At 61.8% G+C, this 23,333-nt stretch carries 18 protein-coding genes and 1 pseudogene; 3 read left to right on the top strand and 16 right to left on the bottom strand.

From position 1 onward, the window contains the following. Nucleotides 1-15: 15 nt before the first annotated feature. From PSTU_RS0119705 to PSTU_RS21030, 5 genes and pseudogenes are all read right to left on the bottom strand, one after another. Nucleotides 16-690: a NuoB/complex I 20 kDa subunit family protein gene (locus PSTU_RS0119705; protein WP_019342744.1), complete on the bottom strand. Its 675-nt coding sequence runs from the start codon at nucleotides 688-690 to the stop codon at nucleotides 16-18. 10 nt (nucleotides 691-700) lie between these two features. Continuing rightward, a complete protein-coding gene (locus PSTU_RS0119700; RefSeq protein WP_029404890.1) occupies nucleotides 701-1,108 on the bottom strand; it encodes an NADH-quinone oxidoreductase subunit A in 408 nt (135 codons plus the stop codon). Between the two features lie 256 nt (nucleotides 1,109-1,364). Then, nucleotides 1,365-2,123, bottom strand: coding sequence for a uroporphyrinogen-III C-methyltransferase (gene cobA / locus PSTU_RS0119695; protein ID WP_019342742.1), 759 nt, complete (start codon nucleotides 2,121-2,123; stop codon nucleotides 1,365-1,367). A 65-nt stretch (nucleotides 2,124-2,188) separates the two neighbouring features. Then, nucleotides 2,189-4,885 (bottom strand): nitrate reductase, encoded by a 2,697-nt coding sequence (locus PSTU_RS0119690; RefSeq protein ID WP_019342741.1) that lies wholly within the window; start codon nucleotides 4,883-4,885, stop codon nucleotides 2,189-2,191. 252 nt (nucleotides 4,886-5,137) lie between these two features. Beyond that, a pseudogene (locus PSTU_RS21030) lies at nucleotides 5,138-6,421 on the bottom strand (NAD(P)/FAD-dependent oxidoreductase); the annotation flags it as partial. A 482-nt stretch (nucleotides 6,422-6,903) separates the two neighbouring features. On the opposite strand from PSTU_RS21030, the gene PSTU_RS0119675 reads away from it, so the two are divergent. After that, a complete protein-coding gene (locus PSTU_RS0119675) occupies nucleotides 6,904-7,224 on the top strand; it encodes a hypothetical protein (RefSeq protein ID WP_019342739.1) in 321 nt (106 codons plus the stop codon). A 78-nt stretch (nucleotides 7,225-7,302) separates the two neighbouring features. On the opposite strand, the gene PSTU_RS0119670 is transcribed toward PSTU_RS0119675, so the two are convergent. Next, entirely contained in the window at nucleotides 7,303-8,511 is a 1,209-nt protein-coding gene (locus PSTU_RS0119670) for a nitrate/nitrite transporter (RefSeq protein WP_019342738.1), read from the bottom strand. Between the two features lie 193 nt (nucleotides 8,512-8,704). Here PSTU_RS0119670 and PSTU_RS21630 point away from each other — a divergent pair, with 193 nt between their 5' ends. Then, nucleotides 8,705-8,998 (top strand): hypothetical protein, encoded by a 294-nt coding sequence (locus tag PSTU_RS21630; protein ID WP_141566896.1) that lies wholly within the window; start codon nucleotides 8,705-8,707, stop codon nucleotides 8,996-8,998. Here the strand turns inward: PSTU_RS21630 and PSTU_RS0119665 are convergent. From PSTU_RS0119665 to PSTU_RS0119625, 9 genes are all read right to left on the bottom strand, one after another. Then, nucleotides 8,982-9,425, bottom strand: a complete 444-nt coding sequence (locus tag PSTU_RS0119665) for a thioesterase family protein (protein WP_019342737.1) — start codon at nucleotides 9,423-9,425, stop codon at nucleotides 8,982-8,984. The genes PSTU_RS21630 and PSTU_RS0119665 overlap by 17 nt on opposite strands. Before the next feature lie 222 nt (nucleotides 9,426-9,647). After that, complete coding sequence (locus tag PSTU_RS0119660; RefSeq protein ID WP_019342736.1) at nucleotides 9,648-10,226, bottom strand: ANTAR domain-containing response regulator; 579 nt, start codon at nucleotides 10,224-10,226, stop codon at nucleotides 9,648-9,650. After that, nucleotides 10,208-10,690 carry an ABC transporter substrate-binding protein gene (locus tag PSTU_RS21025; protein ID WP_080571227.1) on the bottom strand — a complete coding sequence of 161 codons (483 nt, stop codon included), beginning with the start codon at nucleotides 10,688-10,690 and terminating at the stop codon, nucleotides 10,208-10,210. The genes PSTU_RS0119660 and PSTU_RS21025 overlap by 19 nt, the downstream gene beginning before the upstream one ends. 184 nt (nucleotides 10,691-10,874) lie before the next feature. Continuing rightward, complete coding sequence (locus tag PSTU_RS0119650; RefSeq protein WP_019342734.1) at nucleotides 10,875-12,497, bottom strand: BatD family protein; 1,623 nt, start codon at nucleotides 12,495-12,497, stop codon at nucleotides 10,875-10,877. Beyond that, entirely contained in the window at nucleotides 12,494-14,236 is a 1,743-nt protein-coding gene (locus PSTU_RS0119645) for a VWA domain-containing protein (RefSeq protein WP_019342733.1), read from the bottom strand. Before PSTU_RS0119645 ends, PSTU_RS0119650 begins: the two co-directional genes overlap by 4 nt. Next, a complete protein-coding gene (locus tag PSTU_RS0119640; RefSeq protein WP_019342732.1) occupies nucleotides 14,233-15,246 on the bottom strand; it encodes a vWA domain-containing protein in 1,014 nt (337 codons plus the stop codon). Before PSTU_RS0119640 ends, PSTU_RS0119645 begins: the two co-directional genes overlap by 4 nt. Beyond that, on the bottom strand, nucleotides 15,239-15,739 hold the full coding sequence (locus PSTU_RS0119635; RefSeq protein WP_019342731.1) for a DUF4381 domain-containing protein: 501 nt from the start codon (nucleotides 15,737-15,739) through the stop codon (nucleotides 15,239-15,241). The genes PSTU_RS0119640 and PSTU_RS0119635 overlap by 8 nt, the downstream gene beginning before the upstream one ends. Then, nucleotides 15,736-16,707 carry a DUF58 domain-containing protein gene (locus tag PSTU_RS0119630; RefSeq protein ID WP_019342730.1) on the bottom strand — a complete coding sequence of 324 codons (972 nt, stop codon included), beginning with the start codon at nucleotides 16,705-16,707 and terminating at the stop codon, nucleotides 15,736-15,738. The genes PSTU_RS0119635 and PSTU_RS0119630 overlap by 4 nt, the downstream gene beginning before the upstream one ends. After that, entirely contained in the window at nucleotides 16,707-17,666 is a 960-nt protein-coding gene (locus PSTU_RS0119625) for an AAA family ATPase (protein ID WP_019342729.1), read from the bottom strand. Before PSTU_RS0119625 ends, PSTU_RS0119630 begins: the two co-directional genes overlap by 1 nt. A 320-nt stretch (nucleotides 17,667-17,986) precedes the next feature. Here PSTU_RS0119625 and PSTU_RS0119620 point away from each other — a divergent pair, with 320 nt between their 5' ends. Then, a complete protein-coding gene (locus tag PSTU_RS0119620; protein WP_019342728.1) occupies nucleotides 17,987-22,834 on the top strand; it encodes an NAD-glutamate dehydrogenase in 4,848 nt (1,615 codons plus the stop codon). A gap of 148 nt (nucleotides 22,835-22,982) precedes the next feature. Here PSTU_RS0119620 and PSTU_RS0119615 read toward each other — a convergent pair. Then, nucleotides 22,983-23,333: DUF6685 family protein (locus PSTU_RS0119615; protein WP_019342727.1), on the bottom strand; the 351-nt coding region annotated here is incomplete at its 5' end.

Raw genomic sequence — 23,333 nt, 5'->3', positions numbered from 1 at the left:
CGGGAAAGCCGGAATTCACACGTCGTCGGGGCTGCGCAGGTTGGTGACCTGGATACGCTGGTCGCGTCGCTGTTCCTTCTGCGAAGGCATCTCGGGGCGATAAACGCCTTGATCGCCGACGACCCAGGAAAGCGGGCGTCGCTCCTTGCCGATGGAATCCTGCAGCAGTTGCAAGCCTTGCAGGAACGCCTCGGGGCGGGGCGGGCAGCCGGGTATGTACACGTCCACGGGGAGGAACTTGTCGACCCCCTGAACGACCGAGTAGATGTCGTACATACCACCGGAGTTGGCGCACGAACCCATGGAAATGACCCACTTGGGTTCGAGCATTTGTTCGTAGAGGCGCTGGATGATGGGCGCCATCTTGATGAAGCAGGTGCCGGCAATGACCATGAAATCGGCCTGGCGCGGCGAAGCACGGATGACTTCGGCACCGAAGCGGGCGATGTCATGAGGCGCGGTGAAGGCCGTGGTCATCTCCACGTAGCAGCACGACAGGCCGAAGTTATACGGCCAGAGGGAGTTCTTGCGCCCCCAGTTGACCGCGCCACTCAGCACGTCTTCCAGCTTGCCCATGTAGATGTTGCGATGAACCTGGTCTTCTAGTGGATTGGCAACAGTCTCCTGTTGCCCGGCCGGATAACGGTCGCTGACCGCATCCGGATCGATCCGGGTAAGTTTGTATTGCATGCCAAGAGCCTCATTGTTTTAGCTTCGCCTGTCGCTCGCGACGGCTGGATGGCGCCCAATCGAGCGCACCCACCCGCCAAAGGTAGACAAGACCCGCCAACAGAATTGCTATGAATACGGTAGCTTCAATGAGGCCCGCCCAGCCGCTTTCGCGTACCGAGACAGCCCAGGCAAAGAGATATAGGGCTTCAACGTCGAAGATCACGAAGAGCATCGCGACCAGATAGAATTTTGCGGAAAAACGCAGCCGTGCATTGCCCGTGGGCAAAATACCGGACTCGAAAGGCTCGTTCTTGGCGCGACCCCAGGCCTTGCTGCCGAGCAGGCTGGAAGCGCCGAGCATGAACGCGCACAGCGCGATGACGCCGAGAATAAAGACTGCGAAGCCCCAATTGTGGGGCATGGTGACATCAGACATGCCGGACTCCTTGGCGGAACGGCTGGTATTGCAGCTGCGGCGATGCGCCGCAACCTTGTGATGGCTGCGCATACTATGCCCATAAACCGTGCGCGTACATGTTTCGGATGAAACTTATTGAAATATTTTTTTGGTTCGCCTGATCCGTGTTGAGGTGAGGGACGGCCTGATAACGCTCTGGAATGGCTCGCTGAGCGTGATTTGGAACCCGTCGCTGGCTGATATCCGTGGCTTTTGCCGTATCGCTTAGCAGATTTCAGGCCGCGCTGCCATTGGCGTGTTCCACTTGGCCGCCGCCATAACCTTCCTGTTTTGCCGCCACCTCACCGATTACCAGGATTGCCGGGCTCTTGAGCTGGAAGCTTGCCGCATCGAGGCACATGGCAGCGAGGCTGGAGCGGCATTCGCGCTGCTGTGGCAGGGATGCGTTTTCGATCATGGCCACCGGAGTGCTGGCCGCCAGGCCGCCTTCGATCAGACCGCTCTGCACCTGTTGCAAGCTGCTCACGCCCATGTAGACGACCAGTGTCGTACCGGTTGTCGCCAGTGCATGCCATGCGGGGCTGCTGCTATCGAGCGTATGCGCGGTGACCAACGTCACGCCGCGGGCAATGCCGCGCTGGGTCAGGGATATCCCGCACTGGGTGGCGCCTGCCAGCCCAGCGGTGATGCCGTTGACCATTTCCACCTCAATGCCGCGCTCGGCCAGCCATTCAGCTTCTTCGCCGCCGCGGCCGAAGATGCACGGGTCGCCGCCCTTCAAGCGCACGACGCATTTCCCCTGGCGGGCGTAGCGCAGCATCAGTCGGTGAATGAAGGCCTGAGGCGTCGAGCGGCAGCCGCCGCGCTTGCCCACCGGAATCACCCGTGCGGTCGGGCAATGTTCGAGCACGGCAGGATTGACCAGATCATCGATCAGCACCACCTGCGCCTCGCCCATGGCGCGCACGGCCTTGAGCGTCAGCAGTTCCGGGTCACCAGGACCTGCCCCAACCAGCCAGACTTTTGCGCTCATGTTTCCACCTCACGTTTTGCTGTATACGCGCCGACGACCCGCCATGCATCGTCAGCTGTTGATGTTCATACCACTGCCGGCTGTTTCTCCAGCAGTCGCTTGATTTCCGGTACGCACGAGCCGCAACTGGTGCCGCAGCCCAGCTCGCGCTTCAAGCCGTTCAAGTCCAGACCCCGCTCGATACCTGAGCAGATCGCGTCCTGGCTGACGTTCATGCAGTTACACAGCGTTTTGGCGCTGCGCACGTTGCCGCCAGGTGGCGTGCTCAATGGCGCGAGCAGCCAGCGACGCAGGGCCTGGTCGACCTTGCCGTCGTGCCAGAGCTGCTTGAGCCAGTGGCGCGCGGCGGTTTCGCCGGACAGGCTGAGGGCGACGATGCGCCCATCCTCGATACGCACCCGCTTGCCGACGCTGCGTCGCGGATCGTCGTAAACCACCACTGGGCCATTATCCAGCCCTAGCAGTCGCTCGATTTCCGCCAGCGTTGGTGCGTCTGGAGCTTCGTTACAGGCGGCGCGGATCACCAGCGCAGATCGGTCGCGTCCAGCCAGGCTGAAGCTGGCGTAGGCGAAACCCTCAAAGAGTGGCCGCAGCGCGTCGAAACGCTTCTGCACCGAGCCTTCGACAAGAGCAAAGAACTGCCAGGGCAGCTCGGCTTTTTCTACTTCGACCCCGGCGTGCTTGAGTTCGGGCTGCTTGGAAAGCGGATCGAACGCCGACAGCGTGAGGCGGTTGATGCCGAGCCCCTTGAGGAAGCGGTCGCCCCAATGCATCGGCACGAAAGCCTGGCCGGGACGCAGGCTGTCGTCTTTCTGTACAGGCAGTATCAGCTCGCCACGGCGGCTGCGCGCTTTGACCAGCTGACCATCGAACAACTGACGCTGGCGCATATCGTCTGCGTTCATGCTCAGCAGCGCTTCTTCGACGTGGCTGAACAGCCGCGCGGCGGTTCCTGTGCGGCTCATGCCGTGCCAGTGATCGCGCAGGCGACCGGTGTTCAGCGTGAGCGGGAAGCCTGTCTCGCGCGTTTCTTTTGGTGCCCGATAGTGCTCAGCGAGAAACCTGGCGCGGCCGCTTGCGGTCGGGAACACGCCGTCACCGTAAAGCCTTGGCGTGCCTTGCTGGTGGCCCGCGGGGAAGGGCCATTGCTGCGGGCCAAGCTGGTCGATCAGCGCGTGGCTGAGGCCCGACAGATCAAGATCCCGGCCCTGGGTGAGCAGCTTGTATTCCTCGAACAGGGCGGCAGGGTTTGTGAAGTCGAACAGGCTCGGCTCGCCGGGGCGCATCAGCTTTTCCAGTCGGCGGGCGAAATCGCAGGTGATCGACCAATCCGGGCGCGCCTCGCCGGGGGCGGCAATGGCGGGGCGTACATGGCTGACGCGGCGCTCGGAATTGGTCACGGTGCCATCCTTTTCGCCCCAACTGGCGGCAGGCAGCAGCAGGTCGGCGTAGTGGCAGGTTTCGGTGGTCGAAAAGGCTTCCTGAACCACGACGAACGGGCAGCCTGCTAGGGCTTCGTGAACCTTCTGCTGATCCGGCATCGATTGACCTGGGTTGGTACAGGCGATCCACAGCGCCTTGATCTGTCCGCTGTGCACGGCGTCGAACAGTTCGATGGCGGAAAGCCCGGTGGTGTCCGGCAGCCTGTCGATGCCCCAGTAAGCCGCCACTTCGGCACGATGCGTGGGGTTGCCGGCTTCGCGATGGCCCGGAAGCAGGTTAGACAGACTGCCCGTTTCGCGGCCGCCCATGGCGTTGGGTTGCCCAGTCAGTGAAAAGGGCCCGGCGCCCGGCTTGCCGATCTGGCCGGTGGCCAGATGCAGGTTGATCAGTGCGCTGTTCTTGGCGCTACCGGATGAGGATTGGTTGACGCCCATACACCACAGCGACAGAAAGCTAGGCGCGTTGCCGATCATCCTTGCGCAGCGTTGCAGATCGTTCACGCTGATGCCGCACAGCTCTGCCACCATGACCGGACTGTAGTCGCACACCATGTTCTTCAATTCATCAAAGCCGTCCGTGTGAGCCTCGATGAAGTTTCCATCGATCCAGCCTTCCCTCAGCAGCAGATGCAGGATGCCGTGGAACAGTGCGACGTCTGTACCCGGCACGATCGGCAGGTGCAGGTCAGCCAGCTCGCACGTGTCGGTGCGGCGTGGGTCGACGACGATCACTTTCATCTCGGGGCGCTTTGCCTTGGCTTCCTCCAGACGGCGGAACAACACGGGGTGCGCATAGGCCATGTTGCTGCCGACGATCAGCACGCAATCGCTCTGCTCGATGTCTTCGTAACTGCAGGGTGGGGCGTCGGCGCCGAGGCTGCGCTTGTAGCCCACCACGGCTGAAGACATGCACAGGCGTGAGTTCGAATCGATGTTGTTGGTGCCGACCAGCGCGCGGGCGAGCTTGTTGAACGCGTAGTAATCCTCGGTCAGCAACTGACCGGAGATATAGAAGGCGACGCTGTCCGGTCCGTGCTCGGCAATGGTTTTGGCGAACATAGTGGCGGCATGATCGAGCGCGCTGTCCCAGCTTGCACGTGCGCGGGCCAGGCCTTTACCCAGGCGCAGTTCGGGATAGCGTGCGCGGGCGTCGAGGTCGCCGGTCAGGTGCAGCGTCGAACCCTTGCTGCACAGCTTGCCAAAATTAGCCGGATGATTCGGGTCGCCAGCGACATCGAGGATGTGCTCGCCATCGTGCTCGATCAGCACACCACAGCCCACGCCGCAATAACAGCAGGTCGAGGCGGTTGTCTGGCGCATGGTGTCGTCTCCTGGGAAGGGCGTCGGTATGAGATATGGGTGGGCCGGGCGGCGCTCTGCCTCGGCTCACCGTGCCAGTCGCGGTAATTACTGGATCAAACGGCGGGCTGATACGCGCCCTCCGGGCTGGTCTTACGCGGCAGATTCATTGCGCGCCTTCATTGCTGGCAGTTCGCGGCAGTTCTTCATCCGGGCTTGATGACGATGTGCGCAGCCGACATCGGGCGCCACGGCTTCGCCGCCACCGTGGTTGATCTGCCAGCTTTCGGGCATCGCCATGGCGTTGTTCTGGCCTTGCTGGCCGGTCTCACCGGTGGCGCCTTCGCATAGGCCGGCCGTACCAAACATCAGGTGATCACGGATTTCGCTGACGTTCTGGCCGTCGCGTACCTGGCGCAAATACCAGCCCCCGTCAGCCGTGTCGCCGAAGAGACAGGCGCCGACGAGGATGTTGTCCTTGATCACGAGCTTCTTGTACACGCCACCGACAGGGTCGGAGAGGGTGATGGTCTCGGTGCCTTCGCCGCCGATGAAGTCGCCGGCTGAGAACAGGTCGATGCCGGTCACCTTGAGTTTGGTTGAGGTCACCGAACCGAGATATCGGGAAAAGCCCAGCATCGCCAGATGATTCGCGCAAACCTTGGCCTGCTCGAACAGCGGCGCCACCAGGCCGTAGGCGGTGCCGCGATGACTGGCGCACTCGCCGACGGCGTACACCCGCGGGTCGTAGGTCTGCAGGGTGTCGTTGACCAGAATGCCGCGGTCACAGGGGATGCCGGCTTTCTCGGCCAGCGCGCTGTTGGGACGGATCCCGGCCGCCATCACCACCAGGTCGGCGTCGATGACTTGGCCATCGGCGAAGCGCACGGACTTGACCCGGCCGGCGTGGTTGCCAATGAGCTCGGCGGTCTGCTTCTGCATCTTGAAGTTGAGCCCACGCGCTTCCAGGGCTTGTTGCAGCAAGGTGCCGGCTGTCTGGTCGAGTTGACGTTCCATCGGCCATTCGCCGATGTGCACCACCGTCACGTCCATGCCGCGTAGTTTCAGACCGTTGGCGGCTTCCAGCCCGAGCAATCCACCACCGATCACCACGGCGTGCTTGTGGGTTTTGGTGACATCCATCATGGCCTGGGTATCGGCAATGTCGCGGTAGCCGACCACGCCTTTCAGATCGTTGCCCGGAACCGGGAGCATGAAGGGATTCGAACCCGTAGCGATAAGCAACCGGTCGTACTCTGCTTCGCTGCCATCATCGGCGACTACCCGGCGCTTGATCCGGTCGATCTCGACCACCTTGCGGTTAAGCATCAGACGGATGTTGTTATCGCTGTACCACTTGAGATCGTTGAGCACGATCTCATCGAAAGTCTGTTCCCCGGCCAGCACCGGAGAGAGCAGGATTCGGTTGTAGTTGGGATGCGGCTCGGCACCGAACACGGTGATGTCGTACAGCGCGGGAGCCAGGTTGAGCAGCTCTTCCAGTGTGCGCACCCCGGCCATGCCGTTGCCGATCATCACCAGCTTGAGTTTTTTCATGCCGTTCTCCCCGCAGGCTGGCGCAGTCGATAGCTGCCTGGCCGTGTCGTTGTAAAAATCCAGAACGAAAAAGGCGTCCCACTGATCTCCCAGTGAGGACGCCTTTGTCCCTTTCTTCCGCATTCGGAGCCGACCCTCCACGTTGAAGGTCTGGCCTATGTAAGGCAGCTAATGCAGAGGCTGTGCCAACCGGGCTTTTTTGCGGGTTCAGCGGTATAGCCGCTGTTATGCGGACACAATCGGCGATTTATCGCACTCCGATGAAGCGCCCTGCGCAGCGCTGGTGCAGACCGGCACCCAAGCCTGCCGGAAATTGGCCGTTGACAGCCGCCGTGCCGCTTTTCTATTGTTCAGCCCATGCGCCGATTTAGTCAGCTACTTGCGGGGCGCCTGGAGCCAAGGCTTCGAAATACCGCTAAAGCGCTGGTTCGGTGTCGCCTCCCACCGCTGCCCAGCGGAATTTCTGAGGCGGGACTTTCTCAATGAATGCACTGCAACGCGCTCCTCTACGCTTGGCCCCGATTACCAGTGGGCTGGTTCGCAGCAACCCGAAAATCCTTCTTGGCGGTAGCCATCAACCCTCGCTGTTGCGCTATCTGGACGGCTGGCCGAGGCGCTGGGGCAGGCCGCGCGCCTTTCTTGTTCAGTTCAGCGGAGCCGATGAATCGCTCGCGCATTTCGCAACGAACAGTTTCGATCTGGCCGTGATTCAGGCTCCCGACGGCGAACGTCTCGAAGACTGCGTGCGACACTTGACGCGTGTGGCTCGGCAGGGCTTGATCGTCCGGCGTGTGTCGATCTGATCAAGCGGCGATCGGTTAGCTGCCTTTCGCCAGCCACACCAGCAAGGGCAGAACTGCGCTCCGAGCTTCAAGCTGCTCTTAGATCCTTGCTGCCATCGAGGCAGAGCCCCAGGTGGTCCTCCAGCGATGCTTGACACCATAGAGGCCGAGCCAGGCCAGTACACCCAGGTTGGCAAACAGCCAGAGTCCCATCTGATAGTCCCCCGTGGCCTGTTTGATCGCACCCAACCCCGCGGTGAGCAGGAACCCACCGATGCCGCCTGCCATGCCCACCAGCCCAGTCATGACGCCGATCTCATTGTTGAAGCGCTGCGGCACCAACTGGAACACCGCACCATTACCCGCGCCGAGGCTGAGCATCGCGACTACGAACAGGACCAGCGCAGCCGTCGAGCTCGGCAAGTTGAAGCCGACGACGAAGAGGCAGACAGCTGCAACCGCGTACATCACCAACAGCGAACGGATGCCGCCGATTCGGTCGGCCAGCGCACCGCCAACGGGGCGCAACATGCTGCCGGCAAAGACGCAGGCGGCGGTGTAATAGCCAGCCTTGACCGGATCGAAGGCGTACTGGTCGTGGAAGTAGCCGGGCAGGGTGCTGGCCAGGCCGAGAAAACCACCGAAGGTCACGCTGTAGAAGAACATGAACCACCAGCTGTCACGGTCGCCCAGTGCCTTCATGTAGTCGGCAAAGGATTTCGGCGCGGGGCGGTTAGGTGCGTTCCTGGCGATAGTGGCAAAGATGATCAGCGTCAGCACCAACGGGATCAGCGCCAGGCCGAACACGTTGCTCCAGCCGAACATGGTTGCCAGTACCGGTGCGAACAACGCCGCGAGCACCGTGCCGGAATTGCCCGCGCCGGCGATGCCCATGGCCGTTCCCTGATGCTGCGGCGGGTACCACTGCGAAGCCAGCGGCAGTGCTACGGCGAAGGAGGCACCGGCCATGCCGAGGAACAGCCCGAGCAGTAGCGCGTGCTCGTAGCTGTGAATGCCGTGAAGCCAGGCCACGAACAACGCGGCAATCACCACGACCTGACCGAACAGCCCGGCGGCCTTCGGAGAGGTGCGGTCGGCCAGCATGCCCAACACCAGCCGCAATACAGCGCCGGAGAGAATGGGCGTCGCGACCATAAAAGCCCGCTGTTGCGTCGTCAGTCCAAGATCGGCAGCGATCTGCACGCCAAGCGGACCAAGTACGTACCAGACCATGAAACTCAGGTCGAAGTAGAGAAAGGCGGAGAACAGCGTCGGCGTGTGGCCGGCTTTCCAGAAACTGGTATTCATCGGGTAGCTCCAGGCATTGGTCTTTGTGCAAAAGAGGCCGCCCCAGCTTCGCGGCGGATACAAAAAGGCGCCGCATCACGCCTGCCGGAGCAGCTGTGGTGCGACGCCTTTGTCTTTTTGTGGAGACCGCCGTTGGCCTGCCGTGCCGGGAGCGAAGCAGCTAGCGTGCCAGTCTGCTGCGGCCGCGTATTTCGTGGCATTGATGCTGTTCGCGCGCGACCGCTCGATATCGGCTGCACAAGCGTTGTGCGGTGAGGGGCCATTCCGGGGCAACGCCTTCGCAAGCGTCTATGGCCTCGCTGCCAGGCTTGCCGTGCGACGCTTTGAGGAGGTGATCGATGCCCGTTATTGCGACCTGACCCTCAACTGGGTAATGGGTCTGTCCGTCAGCACCGTACGAGTGATTAGAACCGACAAGTGCGATGCTCAGCCGCGCCACGACCCGGGCGGCGGAGGGATCGAAGGTTGTGCTAGTCGATTCGGTTGACCCGGGTGAATTTAGCGGCAAATGCTTCAGGCATGGCGACCACGCGACTTTGCACATAGTCGTAGAAGACGAAGCCGGACTTGGCCATGGCGATCAGCGTGCCATCCGCCGGCCGCGTGATGCGGAAGGTGATGTCGCCGCCGTACTTGTTGAAATCCATCACGCCGACTTCGAACAGCAAGGCGTCCCGCGCATGGGCTTCGGCTTTGTAGGTGGTCGCCAGGTCGGTGACGATGATGCCGCTGCCGTCCTTGCTGGTCTCGGCAATGCCATAGGCGAACAGGAAGCGTGCGCGGGCCTCGGAAATCATCGAGATCATCGAGTCGTTGGCGAGATGGTTGCCGGCATTGATGTCGGTAATACGAACGGTCAGTTGAGTGCTGAAGCAGAACTGATCTTCGGGAAACTGCAGGGTCAGGCGGGCCATGGTGCTCTCGTTGCGGATGTTTGGCGCTGGTTGCAGCGCGACGTGCGGAGGCGGATTGTACGCATCTGCACGATGGCTCCAAGCTCGATCCGGCCTGTTGATATCGCAGCCGCGGCGTCAGGCGTCCTCAGCACCCGGCTCCGCGCTACGCTCGCTACGCCACAGGTGTTCGGCTACGACTACGCGGGATCGCGCCGAAACTTGCCTCGCTGACGTTGCGGTTCACTGGCCCAGCAAATCGTTCATCGCAATGATCTGTTCGGCGACCTGGATCAGCTTCTGCTGGCGGCTCATGGCCTGGCGGCGCATCAGCGTGTAGGCCGCTTCTTCGTTGCAACTGCGCATCTTCATCAGCATGCCCTTGGCCAGTTCGACGCGTTTGCGCTCGGCCAGTTGCTGGTCGCGCGCATGGAGTTGTGCACGGATCGCCTGGTCGCTCTCGAAGCGGGCCATGGCCACGTCGAGAATGGCTTTCAAGCGCTGGGACTGGATGCCTTCGACGATATAGGCGCTGACACCGGCGCGGATGGCCTGGCGCATGGCATCGGGGTTGTCGTCGTCAGTGAACATGACGATAGGGCGCGGCTGGGCGCGACTGACCTTGATCACCTGTTCCATCACGTCACGATTTGGCGATTCGGTGTCAATGAGCACCACATCCGGTCGAACTGCTTCGACCTGTTCGGGCAGATCGATGGTCAGGCCAGACTCCTCTATCACCTCGAAACCGGCATCGATCAGCGCGCAGCGCAGGCGACCGACCTTGTGCGGGGTATCGTCGATCAGGAGAACGCGAAGCATGGCTGTCTCCCTGTGCAAGGCTTGGGATGAGGTGCGGTTCTGGCTGCACCACTCTGGTGCGCGCACCTGCTGAGCGTATCGGGATCGGTCACGCCGACTGCCTTCAGCTCACGGGGGAGGCTGATGCTCTGGCTGTTTTGCCCCAGCTCCGTCAACACGGCCATGTTCTTCGGCGCGCTGCCTCCGATTCCCAGGTGGACGGCGTAGATGAGTTCATGCAGGCCTCGTTCAGCATCGAGTTCGCCTTCGACGAGCTTGTCTCGCAGGCTGGACCAGGAACGCTGCCGACGCAGATTGAGCGTGAGGCCATAGGGCTGGGCAAAGCCTGGAGTCGCAGCCACGATCTGCGATGCAGCATCGGCTGGCGCCATGAGGCCGAGATTGACGACCTGCTTTGCTGGCGCGTCGCTGTCGGCGATCCAGGCTTTGGTATCAGGGCGGAGCGAAGGGTTGAGATCGGTCATGCTGAGGGAAACCTTTGCCATGCGAAGCGCGCACCGTTCTTAAGGGATCGGTGCGAACTGGGATATCTGGTTCAGGTTTAGCAAGCCATATGCCAAGCGCAGCGTACGAGGTGTCCAACTGGAATTCGAACCGGCGGCAGCGGCGGGACGTGCTGGTTGCGATTCCGGTCAGGAAGCCGATCACTCAGCGCGGATACAACGGCGGCAGCGCACTGGCTTCCCGTTCGGCATCACCGGCGTGGTCAGCCGGCAAGCTCTGGATGGCCTGCCACAAGGCTTCGCCTTGCCAGCGTTGGCCGGTCTCGCTGTACAGCGCACCGTTAAGGCCATCGAGTGCATCTGACAGCGGCTCGAAGCGCGCCGCCATATCGGCCAAAGTCTCGGGCTGCTGGCGCGCCCACGCATCAAGTGCATGGCGGGTGGCCAGAGTGTCATTGGCGAGACAGGCCCGTTTCAGGTCATCTAGCAGGCTGCGTGGGGTCGGGCCGGTCGGCACCGTGCGGATCACTGCAGGCTGGTTGCGTGCGTGCAGCCACAAGCCAAAACCGAGCAGGGTCGTCAAGGCCAGCAATGCGCTGCTCAGCTGCCAGGGCCAGAGCCGGCGCGCCTCCCGCTGTTCGGGTATGTCCGGCGTGTCGATGGCGGGCTGTTGCAGGTCCGGGTTGTCGGCGACCAGCAGGTTCCGCCCGGGCAAAGTGCTGCGTTCCAGGCGATCGTCAACGGTGTTCCACCAGATCACTTCAATCGGTGGGAGCTGGAAATCACCGGCTCGCGTCGCCACTAGGGCTTCGCGCTGTTCGCGGCTACCGCTGATGCCGTTGGCGGTGACTTCGTTGTTCAGGGTCGGTTGATCGGGGTAGCTGCGCAGGCCTGGAACCTTGGGCGAGGTGATCGGAGGCAACTGGCTGCTGGTCAGCCCATCGGCCTTCAGCAGCACGCTGCGGGTCAGCGCTTCGCCCAGCTGAGCACCCGCAGGTTCCGGACTCCAGGCTTCAACCAGCGTCAAGCTCCGCGCAGGCAGCCAGGCGGCGCCGGCGGGGTAGTCGTTTGGCTTGGGTTTTACAACCAATGGAATGGTGGGAGATTTCACCTGGGTCGTGCGCCCGAATCGCGAGCCGTACTGATCACCGGTCGAGGGAGCCACGGCCGTGGCACTGAACAGCTGTGCGGGAATCGTCAGCTCGCCGCTCTTTTGCGGAAACAGCGCATAACGGATTTCGATCACGCCGTGGCGGACCCCGTTAATGTCCTTTTCATAGGTGCGTGGTTCACCCAGCCGCTCCACCAGCGCATCGCTCATTTGCAGCGGAGACAGGGTGCTGTCGTCGTAGAGCGATACGGAATGGTAAATACGCAGCGTCAGCAGTACCTGTGCCTGCACGTAGGCCACCTCATGATCGAGGCTTGCATCGATGAATATCGGAGCGAGCAGGTCGCTGGCGCTGGCGCTGGGTTCGGTGACATGCAGCGTAATGGGTTCGCTACGCGCATCGCCGAGCTTCAGAGGTGGGATGACGACATAGCCGGTCTGCAGTGGCTGGAGCGTGACCTGCCATTGGGTAATTGCCTGCGCCTCGCCGTTGGCGCCGGCGAGCTGGTTGCTCTGGCGCGTGCCGGATACCTTGAACAGGCTATCGAGCGGTTGCAAGTCAGGCTTGCCAAAGGCCGTGCCATCGGCCGTTTCCAGAGTCAGTTCAACCGTTTCGTCCAGGCTCAACGCGGTGCGGTCGACCCGAGCGAGCAAGGTTGCGGCGTTCGCCTGCAGGCCCAGCAGGAGCAGAAACGCCAGCGTTATTCCACGCATCATTGGTTCAATTCCTGCCGTTTGCGTTGTTCATAAAGAAACTTGCGCCTTAGCAGCTCGCCCGGATTGTCCGGAATCTTGCGCAGCCACTGGTTCATTGCTTGATCCTGTTCGGGGTCGATGGGAACGTCCTGTGCCTGTGCCAGCTGCTCATCGGTCGCGGCTGGCTCGGACTCGGCTGATTCTGACTTGGGAGCCGCCTCGTTCAGGGTTTCGCTGGACGCCTCGCTAGCGTGCTCTGACGGACTCTGTTCCGTGGCTTGGCCAGCCGAGGCAGGCGATGTGGCGGGCGCTTTGCTTCCGCGCGGCTGCTTGCGCGGCTCGGTGTCAGCAGTCGGTTCCTGTGGCGTCGGTTTGTCGAGCTGGGCTTGATCTTGAGCTTGCCGCTGCCGCAGAGCCTCTTCGACGGCCGCTTTATTGCGCTGCGCGACGTCCAGACCTGGATCCAGCTCCAGAGCTTGTTCATAGGCTTCGATGGCGGCTTGCAGCTCGTCGTTGCGTGCCAACGCGTTGCCGCGGTTGTAGTGGTCGGCGGCGGAGTCGCCATTACTGAATTGCTCGGCGGCGCCAGCAAAGTCGCCGGCCTGGTAGCGCGCATAGCCCTGCCACCGATGATCCTTGAAGCGGGTCGCGGCTTCGTCTGGGCGAGACGAGTCCAGCAAGCGCATGCCCTGTTGATCGGGGCGCAGCCAGAGGTCGTCAAAGCTAAGAGCGCTGGCAGGTTGCGGAATGAAGAGGAAGAGTGGCAAGCAGAAAAGCCAACCCCGACGCCCGGCGCAGGCCGCGAGCAGCAATAGGGGTAGCAGCAGCCAATAGCCTTGGTCCTGCCAGGTGTCGAGGCGCGTGGTCTCGTCTTGCGCCACAAGCTTTCCGTTGCGTTCGAGCAAGCCGAGGTTACGCAGGTCCGCATCATCGACTCGCGCCTGCTGATAGCGCCCACCAATACGACTGGCGAAGCGCCGCATGGCATTGTCGTCCAGCCGAGGGATGACAATGGCGCCTTTGTCATCCTTGAGGAAGCTGCCATCTTCTTGGGCAATCGGGGCGCCTTGTTCGGTGCCGATGCCCAACAGGAGGAGCGGCTGCTCGCTGTCTTCGAGTAGCAACTCAATCGACTCGCGTTCCTGCTCACTCAGGCTGCTGCCGATCAGCAGCAGGCGGCCGCGGCCATTAGCGCCCTGTTGGAGCAGGTCGATGCCTCGCGCCACCGCCAGGTCAGCGCGGTGGCCGGATTCGGGCATAAGTTCGGGCTTCAGCACATCCAGAAGATTTTGAGTGGTGACCAGGTCGTTCGACAGGGGCACCAAGGTGTGAGCACTGCCGGCGAAGACCACCACGGCGGTCTGCGCGTCCTGGCGGGTTTGTAGTAGATCGAGAATCTTGCGCTTGGCCTGCTCGAGCCGACTTGGTCGCACATCGGTTGCCAGCATGGCCGGTGTGGTCTCCAGCAGGATCACCAGCGGGTCCGCGCGCGACAGGCTCGGTTGCTCAACCTGCTGCCAGCTTGGCCCCAGCAACGCTATGCAGCCCAGCAGCCAGGCGGAGCCAAGCAGGATCCAGGGGAGCTTGCTGTTACGCAACTTGCCGCGGGTGAGCAGGGCGGAATGAAAAGCGTAGGGCAACAGGCGCTGCCAACGGCCCGTCTGGCGCTGTCGATGCCATAACTGCCACAACAGCCATATCGGTAGCGGCAATACCATTACCCAGAACGGTCTGAGCAAGTGTGGCAGAAGTTCGCTCATGAAGACTTGCTCCGCTGGCTGAGCTGACGCAGCGCCAACGGCCAGACGCTGCGTGCAGCTAACAGCCAGCTGAGCACCAGCGCTGCCGCCAGCGGCCAAACATGCAGTGCAGTGGCTACACGTGCCTGAGCCGGCGGTTGGGCGGCCGGTTCGAGTTTATCGAGTGTGGCACCGACCGCTTCCAGCTCGTCATTCGTGCGCGCTCGGAAATACTCGCCGCCGGTTTCATGGGCAATGGCGCGCAGGGTCGTTTCGTCCAGATCGCCGCCGGGGTTGAAACCGAACCGGCGAAGCATGCTGTCATCCGCTTCGGCACCGATGCCGATGGTATGCACTTTGACGCCCGCAGCTGCAGCGAGGCGAGCCGCGAGCAAGGGGTCGACTTCGCCACTGTTGTTCGCGCCGTCGGTGATCAGCACCAGCACGCGACTTTTGGCCGGGCGCTCGCGCAGACGCTTGACGGCCAGGCCGATGGCGTCGCCGAGGGCCGTGTTGCTCCCGGCAATGCCGATCGCGGCTTCATTTAGCCAGATGCGTACCGTCTGGCGGTCGAAAGTCAGCGGCGCCTGCAGGTAGGCCTTGCTGCCGAACAGGATCAGCCCGACGCGGTCGCCGCGCCGCCCGGATATGAAATCACCGAGCAAGTGCTTGACCAACTCCAGCCGGCTGACCTCTTCGCCTTGCCATTGCATGTCCGGATAATCCATGGAGCCCGACACGTCGACTGCTAACAACAGGTCGCGACCATTGGTAGGAAGCGGTAGCGGTTCGCCGAGCCATTGCGGTCGGGCGGCGGCGAGAAGCAGCAGACACCAGATGAACAGGTAGGGAAGCTGTTGCCGCCAGGCAGGCAGGGCGATCGCGGCGCGGCGGCCAGCCAGTGTTTCCAGCTCGGACAGAAAGCCGACCTTCAGTGCTGCGTCGCCGCTTTCCGATACGGGTAAGACCCAGCGCAATAGCCAGGGCAACGGCAACAATAGCCAGACCCACGGCCAGGCCAGCTCAAACATGCTTGCGAATCCAGATCTGCACAGACTGTTCAAGGCCCTGAATGGCTTTGTCGTCCAACCGGCATTCGGCGCGGTAGGCCCCTTCGACCAACACCATCCAGCGCGTCAATCCGGCAGCCGGACATCGGTTGTCGAGAAACGCCAGCCAGGCACGCCCGCTCAAGGTATGCGGATGATCGTCCGGATAGCGTATTCGACACAGGCGTTTGAGCAACGCATTGAGTTGCTGCAGCCAGTGGCTGGCGGGTTGGCCATCGTAAGGCTTGTTCAGTTGCGCGAGTTCCAGCAGTGCCGTTTGGCGCTGCGGGTCGAGCGGATGTTCATCCGCGGTGGTATCACCTCGGTCCCATCGTTTGAGTCGTTTCCAGGGCCGCAGCTTGAGCAGCAGAACGAGGCTAAGCAGCAGGGCGGCGAGAAACCACCAGCCAGCCGCCAACGGCCACCAGCTAACGGCGGCTGGGGTGATCAGGGGTTCAAGCTCGAGGGCATTCATCGTGAGGCGCCCTGGTGCTGTCCGATGAGGTGCTCGCGCATCTGCTCCACCAGTTCTCGCTGTGTATTCAGCGGCATTAATGGCAGGCGCAAACGATCAGCCAGGCGCTTCCAGCGCGCACTTCGAGCTTCGCCCTGCTGTCGGTAGGCTTGCCGCAGCGCGGCATCATGGGTGTCCAGTTCCAGCCGTGCGCTGAGCTGCGCAAAACGTAACAGCCCGGCGGCCGGTAGCGCATGGTCGAGTGGGTCACAGACAGGAATCAGCAACAGGTCGACGTGGCGCGCGAGCAAGCTCATCTGCTGCTCCGCGGCGTCGCCCAGAGCGCGCTCATCACAGATGATGACCGCCAGGCTACCCGGCCGCAGCACTTCGCGTGCGCGTCTGAGGGCCAGGCCAAAGGCCTCGGGGTCGTCAGCCTGGTCGGCTTGCAACTCGGCATTGGCGCGGGCCAGACGATCCAGCAGCTGCAGCAGGCTCTGCTTGCTGCGCCGGGGTTTGATTTCTTGCTGATCGCCGAGCCCGAACACCAGGCCGCCGACGCGGTCGTTGTGGCTGAGCGCGGCCCAACCCACCAGGCTGGCGGCTTGGGCGACCACCACCGATTTGAACGCCCGCGCGCTGCCGAAGAACAACCGTGGGCTCTGCTCGACGAGCAGGTAGATGGGCCGTTCGCGTTCTTCGTGGAACAGCTTGGTATGCGGCTCCTGAGTCCGTGCAGTGACTCGCCAATCGATGGTGCGGACGTCGTCACCGGCCTGGTAGATGCGCACTTGGTCGAAATCCACACCCCGTCCACGCAGCTTCGAATGATGCAGGCCAACCAGCTGGCTGCGCCGATGCGGGCTGGAAAACAAGGGTACTTCACGGACCCGATGGCGCATGTCGATCAGCTCGGCGAGGCTCACCCGGACGCCATCGCCGGGCCTTGCATGCGCCGAGCTGTCGTCGGCGGGCCGCAACGGTTGCATCAGGCCACCGCGACCACGTCGAGGATGCGCTGCAGGACGCGGTCTTGATCGATGCCCGCGGCCTCTGCTTCGAACGAGAGGATCAAACGGTGGCGCAGCACATCGAACAGCACCGCCTGAATGTCTTCCGGGCTGACGAAATCCCGGCCAGCCAGCCAGGCATGGCCGCGGGCACAGCGATCGAGCGAGATCGAGCCGCGTGGGCTGGAGCCATAGGCAATCCAGCCTGCCAGCTCTGCGTCGAATTTGGCGGGCGTACGCGTCGCCATGACCAGCTGCACCAGGTATTCCTCCACCGCGTCGGCCATGTACAGGCCAAGGATTTCCTTGCGCGCCGCGAAGATCGCCTGCTGAGAAACTCGGTGTTCGGGTGCGGTTTCGCCATTGATCGCCTCACCGCGTGCCTGTTGCAGAATACGTCGTTCCACCGACGCGTCGGGAAAGCCCAGCTTCACGTGCAGCAGGAAGCGATCAAGCTGCGCTTCGGGGAGAGGGTAGGTGCCCTCCTGTTCGATGGGATTTTGTGTGGCCATTACCAGAAAGAGCGGCGACAGATCGTAGGTGCTGCGACCTACGCTGACCTGCCGCTCGGCCATGGCTTCGAGCAGCGCCGACTGCACCTTTGCTGGTGCTCGGTTGATCTCATCCGCCAGCACCAGATTGTGAAAGATCGGCCCCTGCTGAAACACGAAGCTGCCGGTTTCCGGTCGGTAGATCTCGGTGCCGGTGATGTCCGCAGGGAGCAGGTCGGGGGTGAACTGGATGCGGTGAAACTCCGCTTCGAGGCCGCCTGCCAGCTCCTTGATCGCGCGTGTTTTAGCTAGCCCTGGGGCGCCTTCGACGAGCATGTGTCCATCAGCCAGCAACGCGATCAGCAGCCGCTCGATCAGCCGTTCCTGGCCAAGAATCTGGGTTGAAAGAAAGTGTCGCAGCGCGACTATGGCTTCACGGTGGTCCATCGCTGAGCTCTTCTGCAGGGTCGTGTCGGGGCGGGCGCTCGACCGGCATGACTTTAATTCATTTACCGAGAGGCAGGCTATGCGCGGCTCGGCAAGTTCGGCATGTGGATGAGCGGATCTCCTGCGCCGACCGACGCCAAGCCCTGTTCGTCATATGGCTGAATTAAATGTGACTGCTCGGTGACTGGCGTCGCCAGACAAAGGGGACCTGAATGGGTGCATTCCCGGTCCGCTGAACTAGTGTTGAACTTACAGGTTGCGTTGCCGGTCAGGTCCCGCGACTGCCTTAGTCGAATTCCAAGCCCGAATGGAGCGAAAAAATGGCGTTCTTTACAGCTGCCAGCAAAGCTGACTTTCAGCAACAACTGAACGTGGCCCTGGCACAGCATGTCGACGAGAAACTCCTGCCACAAGTGGGACTCTTCGCCGAACAGTTTTTCGGAATCGTCGCATTGCCTGAGCTGACTCAGCGACGCATGACTGACCTGGTTGGCTCGACGCTGGCCAGTTGGCGCTTGCTAGAGCGCTTCGACCCAAGCACCCCGGTCGTTCAGGTGTTCAACCCTGACTATGAAAAGCACGGGTGGCAGTCGACCCACAGCGTGGTCGAGGTGCTGCACCCGGATATGCCGTTTCTGGTCGACTCGGTGCGCATGGAGCTGACCCGTCGTGGCTATGCCATCCATACCCTGCAGAACAGTGTGTTGCAGGTTCGTCGGGACACCGATGGCAGCCTGAACGAATTGCTGCCCAAGGGTAGCTCGGGCGAAGGCAGCCAAGCCGAGTCGCTGATATTTGTCGAGATTGATCGCTGCGCCAGCACGGCGGCCTTGCACGAACTGGAGCAATCGCTGCTCGGCGTTCTGGCTGACGTACGCGTGACCGTCAGCGATTTCCCCGCGATGAAAGCGAAAGCCGAAGAACATCACGCGCGCCTGGCCATGTTACAACCTGAGGACCACACCCAACTGGCTGAAAGCATGGACTTCGTGCGCTGGCTGGCTGATGACCATTTCACCTTCCTGGGGTATGAGGAATTCACGGTTGTCGAGCAGGGCGAGGGCGGTCGCATTATTTATGACGAGGCCTCGCTGTTGGGTCTGTCGCGTAACCTGCGCACCGGTCTTGAAGCTGACGATCAACTGATCATGCCACCGGCCCTGGCCTACCTGCGTGAGCCGCTGCTGCTGTCGTTCGCGAAGGCGGCTACTCCGAGCAGGGTACACCGACCGGCATATCCGGATTTCGTCTCCATTCGCGAATTCGATGAGCAAGGTCGGGTCTCGCGGGAATGTCGCTTCCTCGGGCTCTTCACTTCCTCGGTCTATACGCAGAGCGTGCGTCGTATCCCCTACATTCGCAACAAAGTAGCGGAGGTAATCCAGCGTTCGCAGTTCGATGATTCGGCGCATCTGGCCAAGGAGCTGACGCAGGTCCTCGAAGTACTGCCGCGTGATGAACTGTTCCAGATGACGCTCGACCAGTTGTTCAACACAGCTATCGCCATCGTGCAAATCCAGGAACGCAACAAGCTGCGCCTGTTCCTGCGTATCGATCCGTATGGGCGCTTCTGCTATTGCCTGGCCTATGTTCCGCGCGACAGCTATTCAACCGAAACCCGTCTGCGCATCCAACAGGTGTTGGTGGATCGCCTGGAAGCCAGCGGCTGTGAGTTCTCAACCTACTTCTCCGAATCGGTGCTGATCCGCGTGCAGTTCCTGCTGCGTCTGGACCCGAGCAAACAGGTGCAGTTCGATCCCATCCAGTTGGAGAACGAAGTGGTCCAGGCCTGCCGCACCTGGCAGGACGATTACTCGAGCGTGGTCATCGAGCGTTTCGGCGAAGCCCAGGGCACCGGGATACTGGCTGATTTCCCGAAAGGCTTCCCAGCTGGATACCGTGAGCGCTTCGCGCCGCACTCGGCTGCCGTGGATATGCAGCACGTGCTCAGTCTCAGCGAACAGCGACCGTTGGTGATGAGTTTCTACCAGCCGATCACGGCGGTGGAAAACCGCCTGCACTGCAAGCTTTACCACCTCAATACGCCGCTGCCGTTGTCCGACATGCTGCCGATTCTGGAGAATCTGGGGCTGCGGGTACTCGGCGAGTTCCCGTTCCACCTGCGGCGCAAGGATGGTCGCGAGTACTGGATCCACGACTTCGCATTCACCTACGCAGAAGGGCTCGAGATCGATCTGATGGAGATCAACGAGCCGCTACAGGATGCGTTTATCGCGATCAATAACGGTCAGGCGGAGAACGATGCGTTCAACCGGCTGGTGCTGACGGCGGGTTTGACCTGGCGCGAGGTTGCGCTGTTGCGCGCCTATGGCCGCTACCTCAAACAGATTCGCATGGGCTTCGATCTGGGCTACATCGCCAGCGCATTGCTCAACCACACCGACATCGCACGTGAGCTGGTGCGACTGTTCAAGATGCGGTTCTACCTGGCGCGCAAACTCGGTGAAGAGGATCTTGCCGACAAGCAGGCGCGGCTGGAACAGGCGATCATCACCGCGCTGGATGACGTGGCGGTGCTCAACGAAGACCGCATCCTGCGGCGCTACCTGGCACTGATCAAAGCGACACTGCGGACGAATTTCTATCAGGCCGATGCCAGCGGCAAACCTAAGAGCTATTTTAGCTTCAAGCTTGACCCACGCTCGATTCCGGAGATGCCGCGTCCGGCACCAAAATTCGAAATCTTTGTTTATTCGCCTCGTGTCGAGGGCGTGCATTTGCGAGGTGGCAAAGTCGCGCGAGGTGGCTTGCGCTGGTCCGATCGTGAAGAAGACTACCGCACCGAGGTTCTGGGGCTGGTAAAGGCGCAGCAAGTAAAGAACGCGATCATCGTACCCGGCGGGGCCAAGGGTGGTTTCGTTCCGCGTCGTCTGCCGACCAACGGCTCGCGCGATGAGGTGTTGGCCGAAGGCATTGCCTGCTATCGAATCTTCATCAGCGGCCTGCTGGACATCACGGACAATCTCAAGGATGGCAACGTCGTACCGCCTGCCAACGTGCTGCGTTACGACGAGGACGACCCGTATCTCGTCGTGGCGGCAGACAAGGGCACCGCGACCTTTTCCGACATCGCCAATGGCATCGCGGCAGAGTACGACTTCTGGTTGGGCGACGCCTTCGCATCCGGTGGCTCCGCCGGCTACGACCACAAGAAGATGGGAATCACAGCCAAGGGCGCTTGGGTCTCGGTGCAGCGACACTTCCGCGAGCGTGGCATCGATGTGCAGCGCGACAACGTCAGCGTGATCGGGATCGGAGACATGGCTGGCGACGTGTTCGGCAATGGCTTGCTGATGTCCGAAACCTTGCAGCTGGTGGCGGCTTTCAACCATCTGCATATCTTCATTGATCCCGACCCGGACGCCGCGCGCAGCTTTGTCGAGCGTCAGCGTCTGTTCAATCTGCCACGCTCATCCTGGACCGATTACGATGCTTCGCTGATCTCTGCGGGAGGGGGCGTCTTTCCCCGTTCTGCCAAGCGCATCGCGATCACGCCACAGATGAAGGCACGGTTCGGGATCGAGGCCGATCAATTGACTCCGGCCGAGCTCATCCACGCGTTGCTCAAGGCACCGGTTGATCTGCTCTGGAACGGCGGCATCGGGACCTATGTGAAAAGCACCGCGGAAAGCCATGCGGACGTCGGCGACAAGGCCAATGACATTCTGCGAGTCAACGGCAACGAGCTGCGCGCCAAGGTGATCGGCGAAGGCGGAAATCTGGGCGTTACTCAGTTGGGGCGCGTCGAGTATTGCTTGCATGGGGGCGCGGCTAACACGGACTTCATCGACAATGCCGGCGGGGTGAACTGCTCCGACCATGAGGTCAACATCAAGATTCTGCTGAACGAGATCGTCAGTGCGGGAGACATGACTGGTAAGCAGCGTGACCAGTTGCTGTTCGAGATGACCGACGCCGTGGCCGAACTGGTGCTGCACGACAACTACAAGCAGACCCAGGCGCTGTCGCAGGCTGAGCACCGTGCCCATGCGGGTGGTAGTGAGTACAAGCGACTGATCAGTTCTCTGGAAGCGAAAGGTTCGCTGGATCGCGCGCTTGAATTCCTGCCTGGCGATGAAGCGCTGGCTGAGCGCGCAAACCTGGGCAAGGGCTTGACGCGTCCTGAACTCTCGGTGCTGATCTCATACAGCAAAATCGAGCTGAAGGAGGCGCTGCTGCAATCTCGCGTGCCGGACGATGCCTATCTGGCGCGCGAAATGGAAAGCGCATTCCCGCAGTTGCTGGCCGAGCAGTATCGTCCAGCAATGCTGCAGCACCGTCTCAAACGCGAGATCGTTAGTACTCAGATCGCCAACGACCTGATCAATAACATGGGTATCACATTCGTTCAGCGGCTAAGAGAGGCTACCGGGCTGAGCGCAGCCAACGTCGCCGGCGCTTACGTGATCGTGCGGGATATTTTCCACCTGCCACATTGGTTCCGCCAAATCGAGGCGCTCGATTACAAGGTCCCGTCCGAACTGCAGCTCAACCTCATGGACGAACTGATGCGACTGGGCCGACGAGCGACCCGCTGGTTCTTGCGCAATCGCCGCAATGAGCTGGACGCAGCGCGCGATGTCGGGCACTTCGGGCCGCGGGTCGCCGCGCTCGGGTTGAAACTCGACGCGCTGCTGCAGGGCGGAACACGCGAGCTTTGGCAGGCGCGTTATGAGCGCTATACCGAGGCAGGCGTTCCTGAATTGCTGGCTCGAATGGTGGCAGGCACCAGCCATCTGTATACGCTGCTGCCGATACTGGAGGCTGCTGATGAAACCGGACAGCCACCCGCTGAAGTCGCGGCGGCCTACTTCGCTGTGGGCGGCGCGCTGGAATTGCCCTGGTATCTGCAGCAGGTCACCGGCCTGCCGGTGGAAAACAACTGGCAGGCGCTGGCTCGGGAAAGCTTCCGCGATGATCTGGACAGTCAGCAGCGCGCCATTACCGTATCGGTGTTGCAGATGAGCGACGCACCTGAAGACCTGGATGCTCGCGTTCAGCTATGGCTGGAGCAGCGGGAATATCAAGTCGAGCGTTGGCGGCAAATGCTGGTTGAGCTGCGCAGTGCCAGCAATGTGGACTACGCCATGTACGCTGTAGCCGGTCGCGAGCTGCAAGACCTCGCCCAGGAAAGCGCTAGACGCTAGCCGTGATATGCCGTCAGGTTGGTTGCCTGGCGGCTATTGCGTGGAAAGAAAAAGCCGATGCTTGTGCGTCGGCTTTTTTCCATCTGCGCAGGCGGTGCTGAGCGGGTGAGGGGGCTTTGCCTCGCCGAGCTTCGGCGGCGTCGATGGATCAGCCCGCTTGTACCGCCCGGTTGCCGAGGCGGAACCGAGTGATTTGTGGCAGGTCGCGCAGGTAGCGAACCATATCCGGTGCGCCGGAGAGCTTGAGCCCCTCTCCCAGGGCATTCGCCGCGGGCTGCCGCTTGTCCAGCAGCAACAGCTCGGAGTTATTGACGTTGCGTAGCAGCGTCAATCGAGCATAGGCAATCTTCGCCTCGAGCAGCAGCCCCATGAAGGCGGGATCGCTCCAGGCTTGTGCTGGCATCGTAATGGCGTGGTAGTCGTCATCGAGTGCCTGAAGTCCAGCTGCATCGAGCCGATAATCGGTGAGTTCGCAGGGCAGATTGACCTCCAGCCCGCG

Source organism: Stutzerimonas stutzeri SDM-LAC, from assembly GCF_000235745.1.
Taxonomy (GTDB): Bacteria; Pseudomonadota; Gammaproteobacteria; order Pseudomonadales; family Pseudomonadaceae; genus Stutzerimonas; species Stutzerimonas stutzeri_H.
This window is presented reverse-complemented; position numbering and strand designations above follow the sequence as displayed.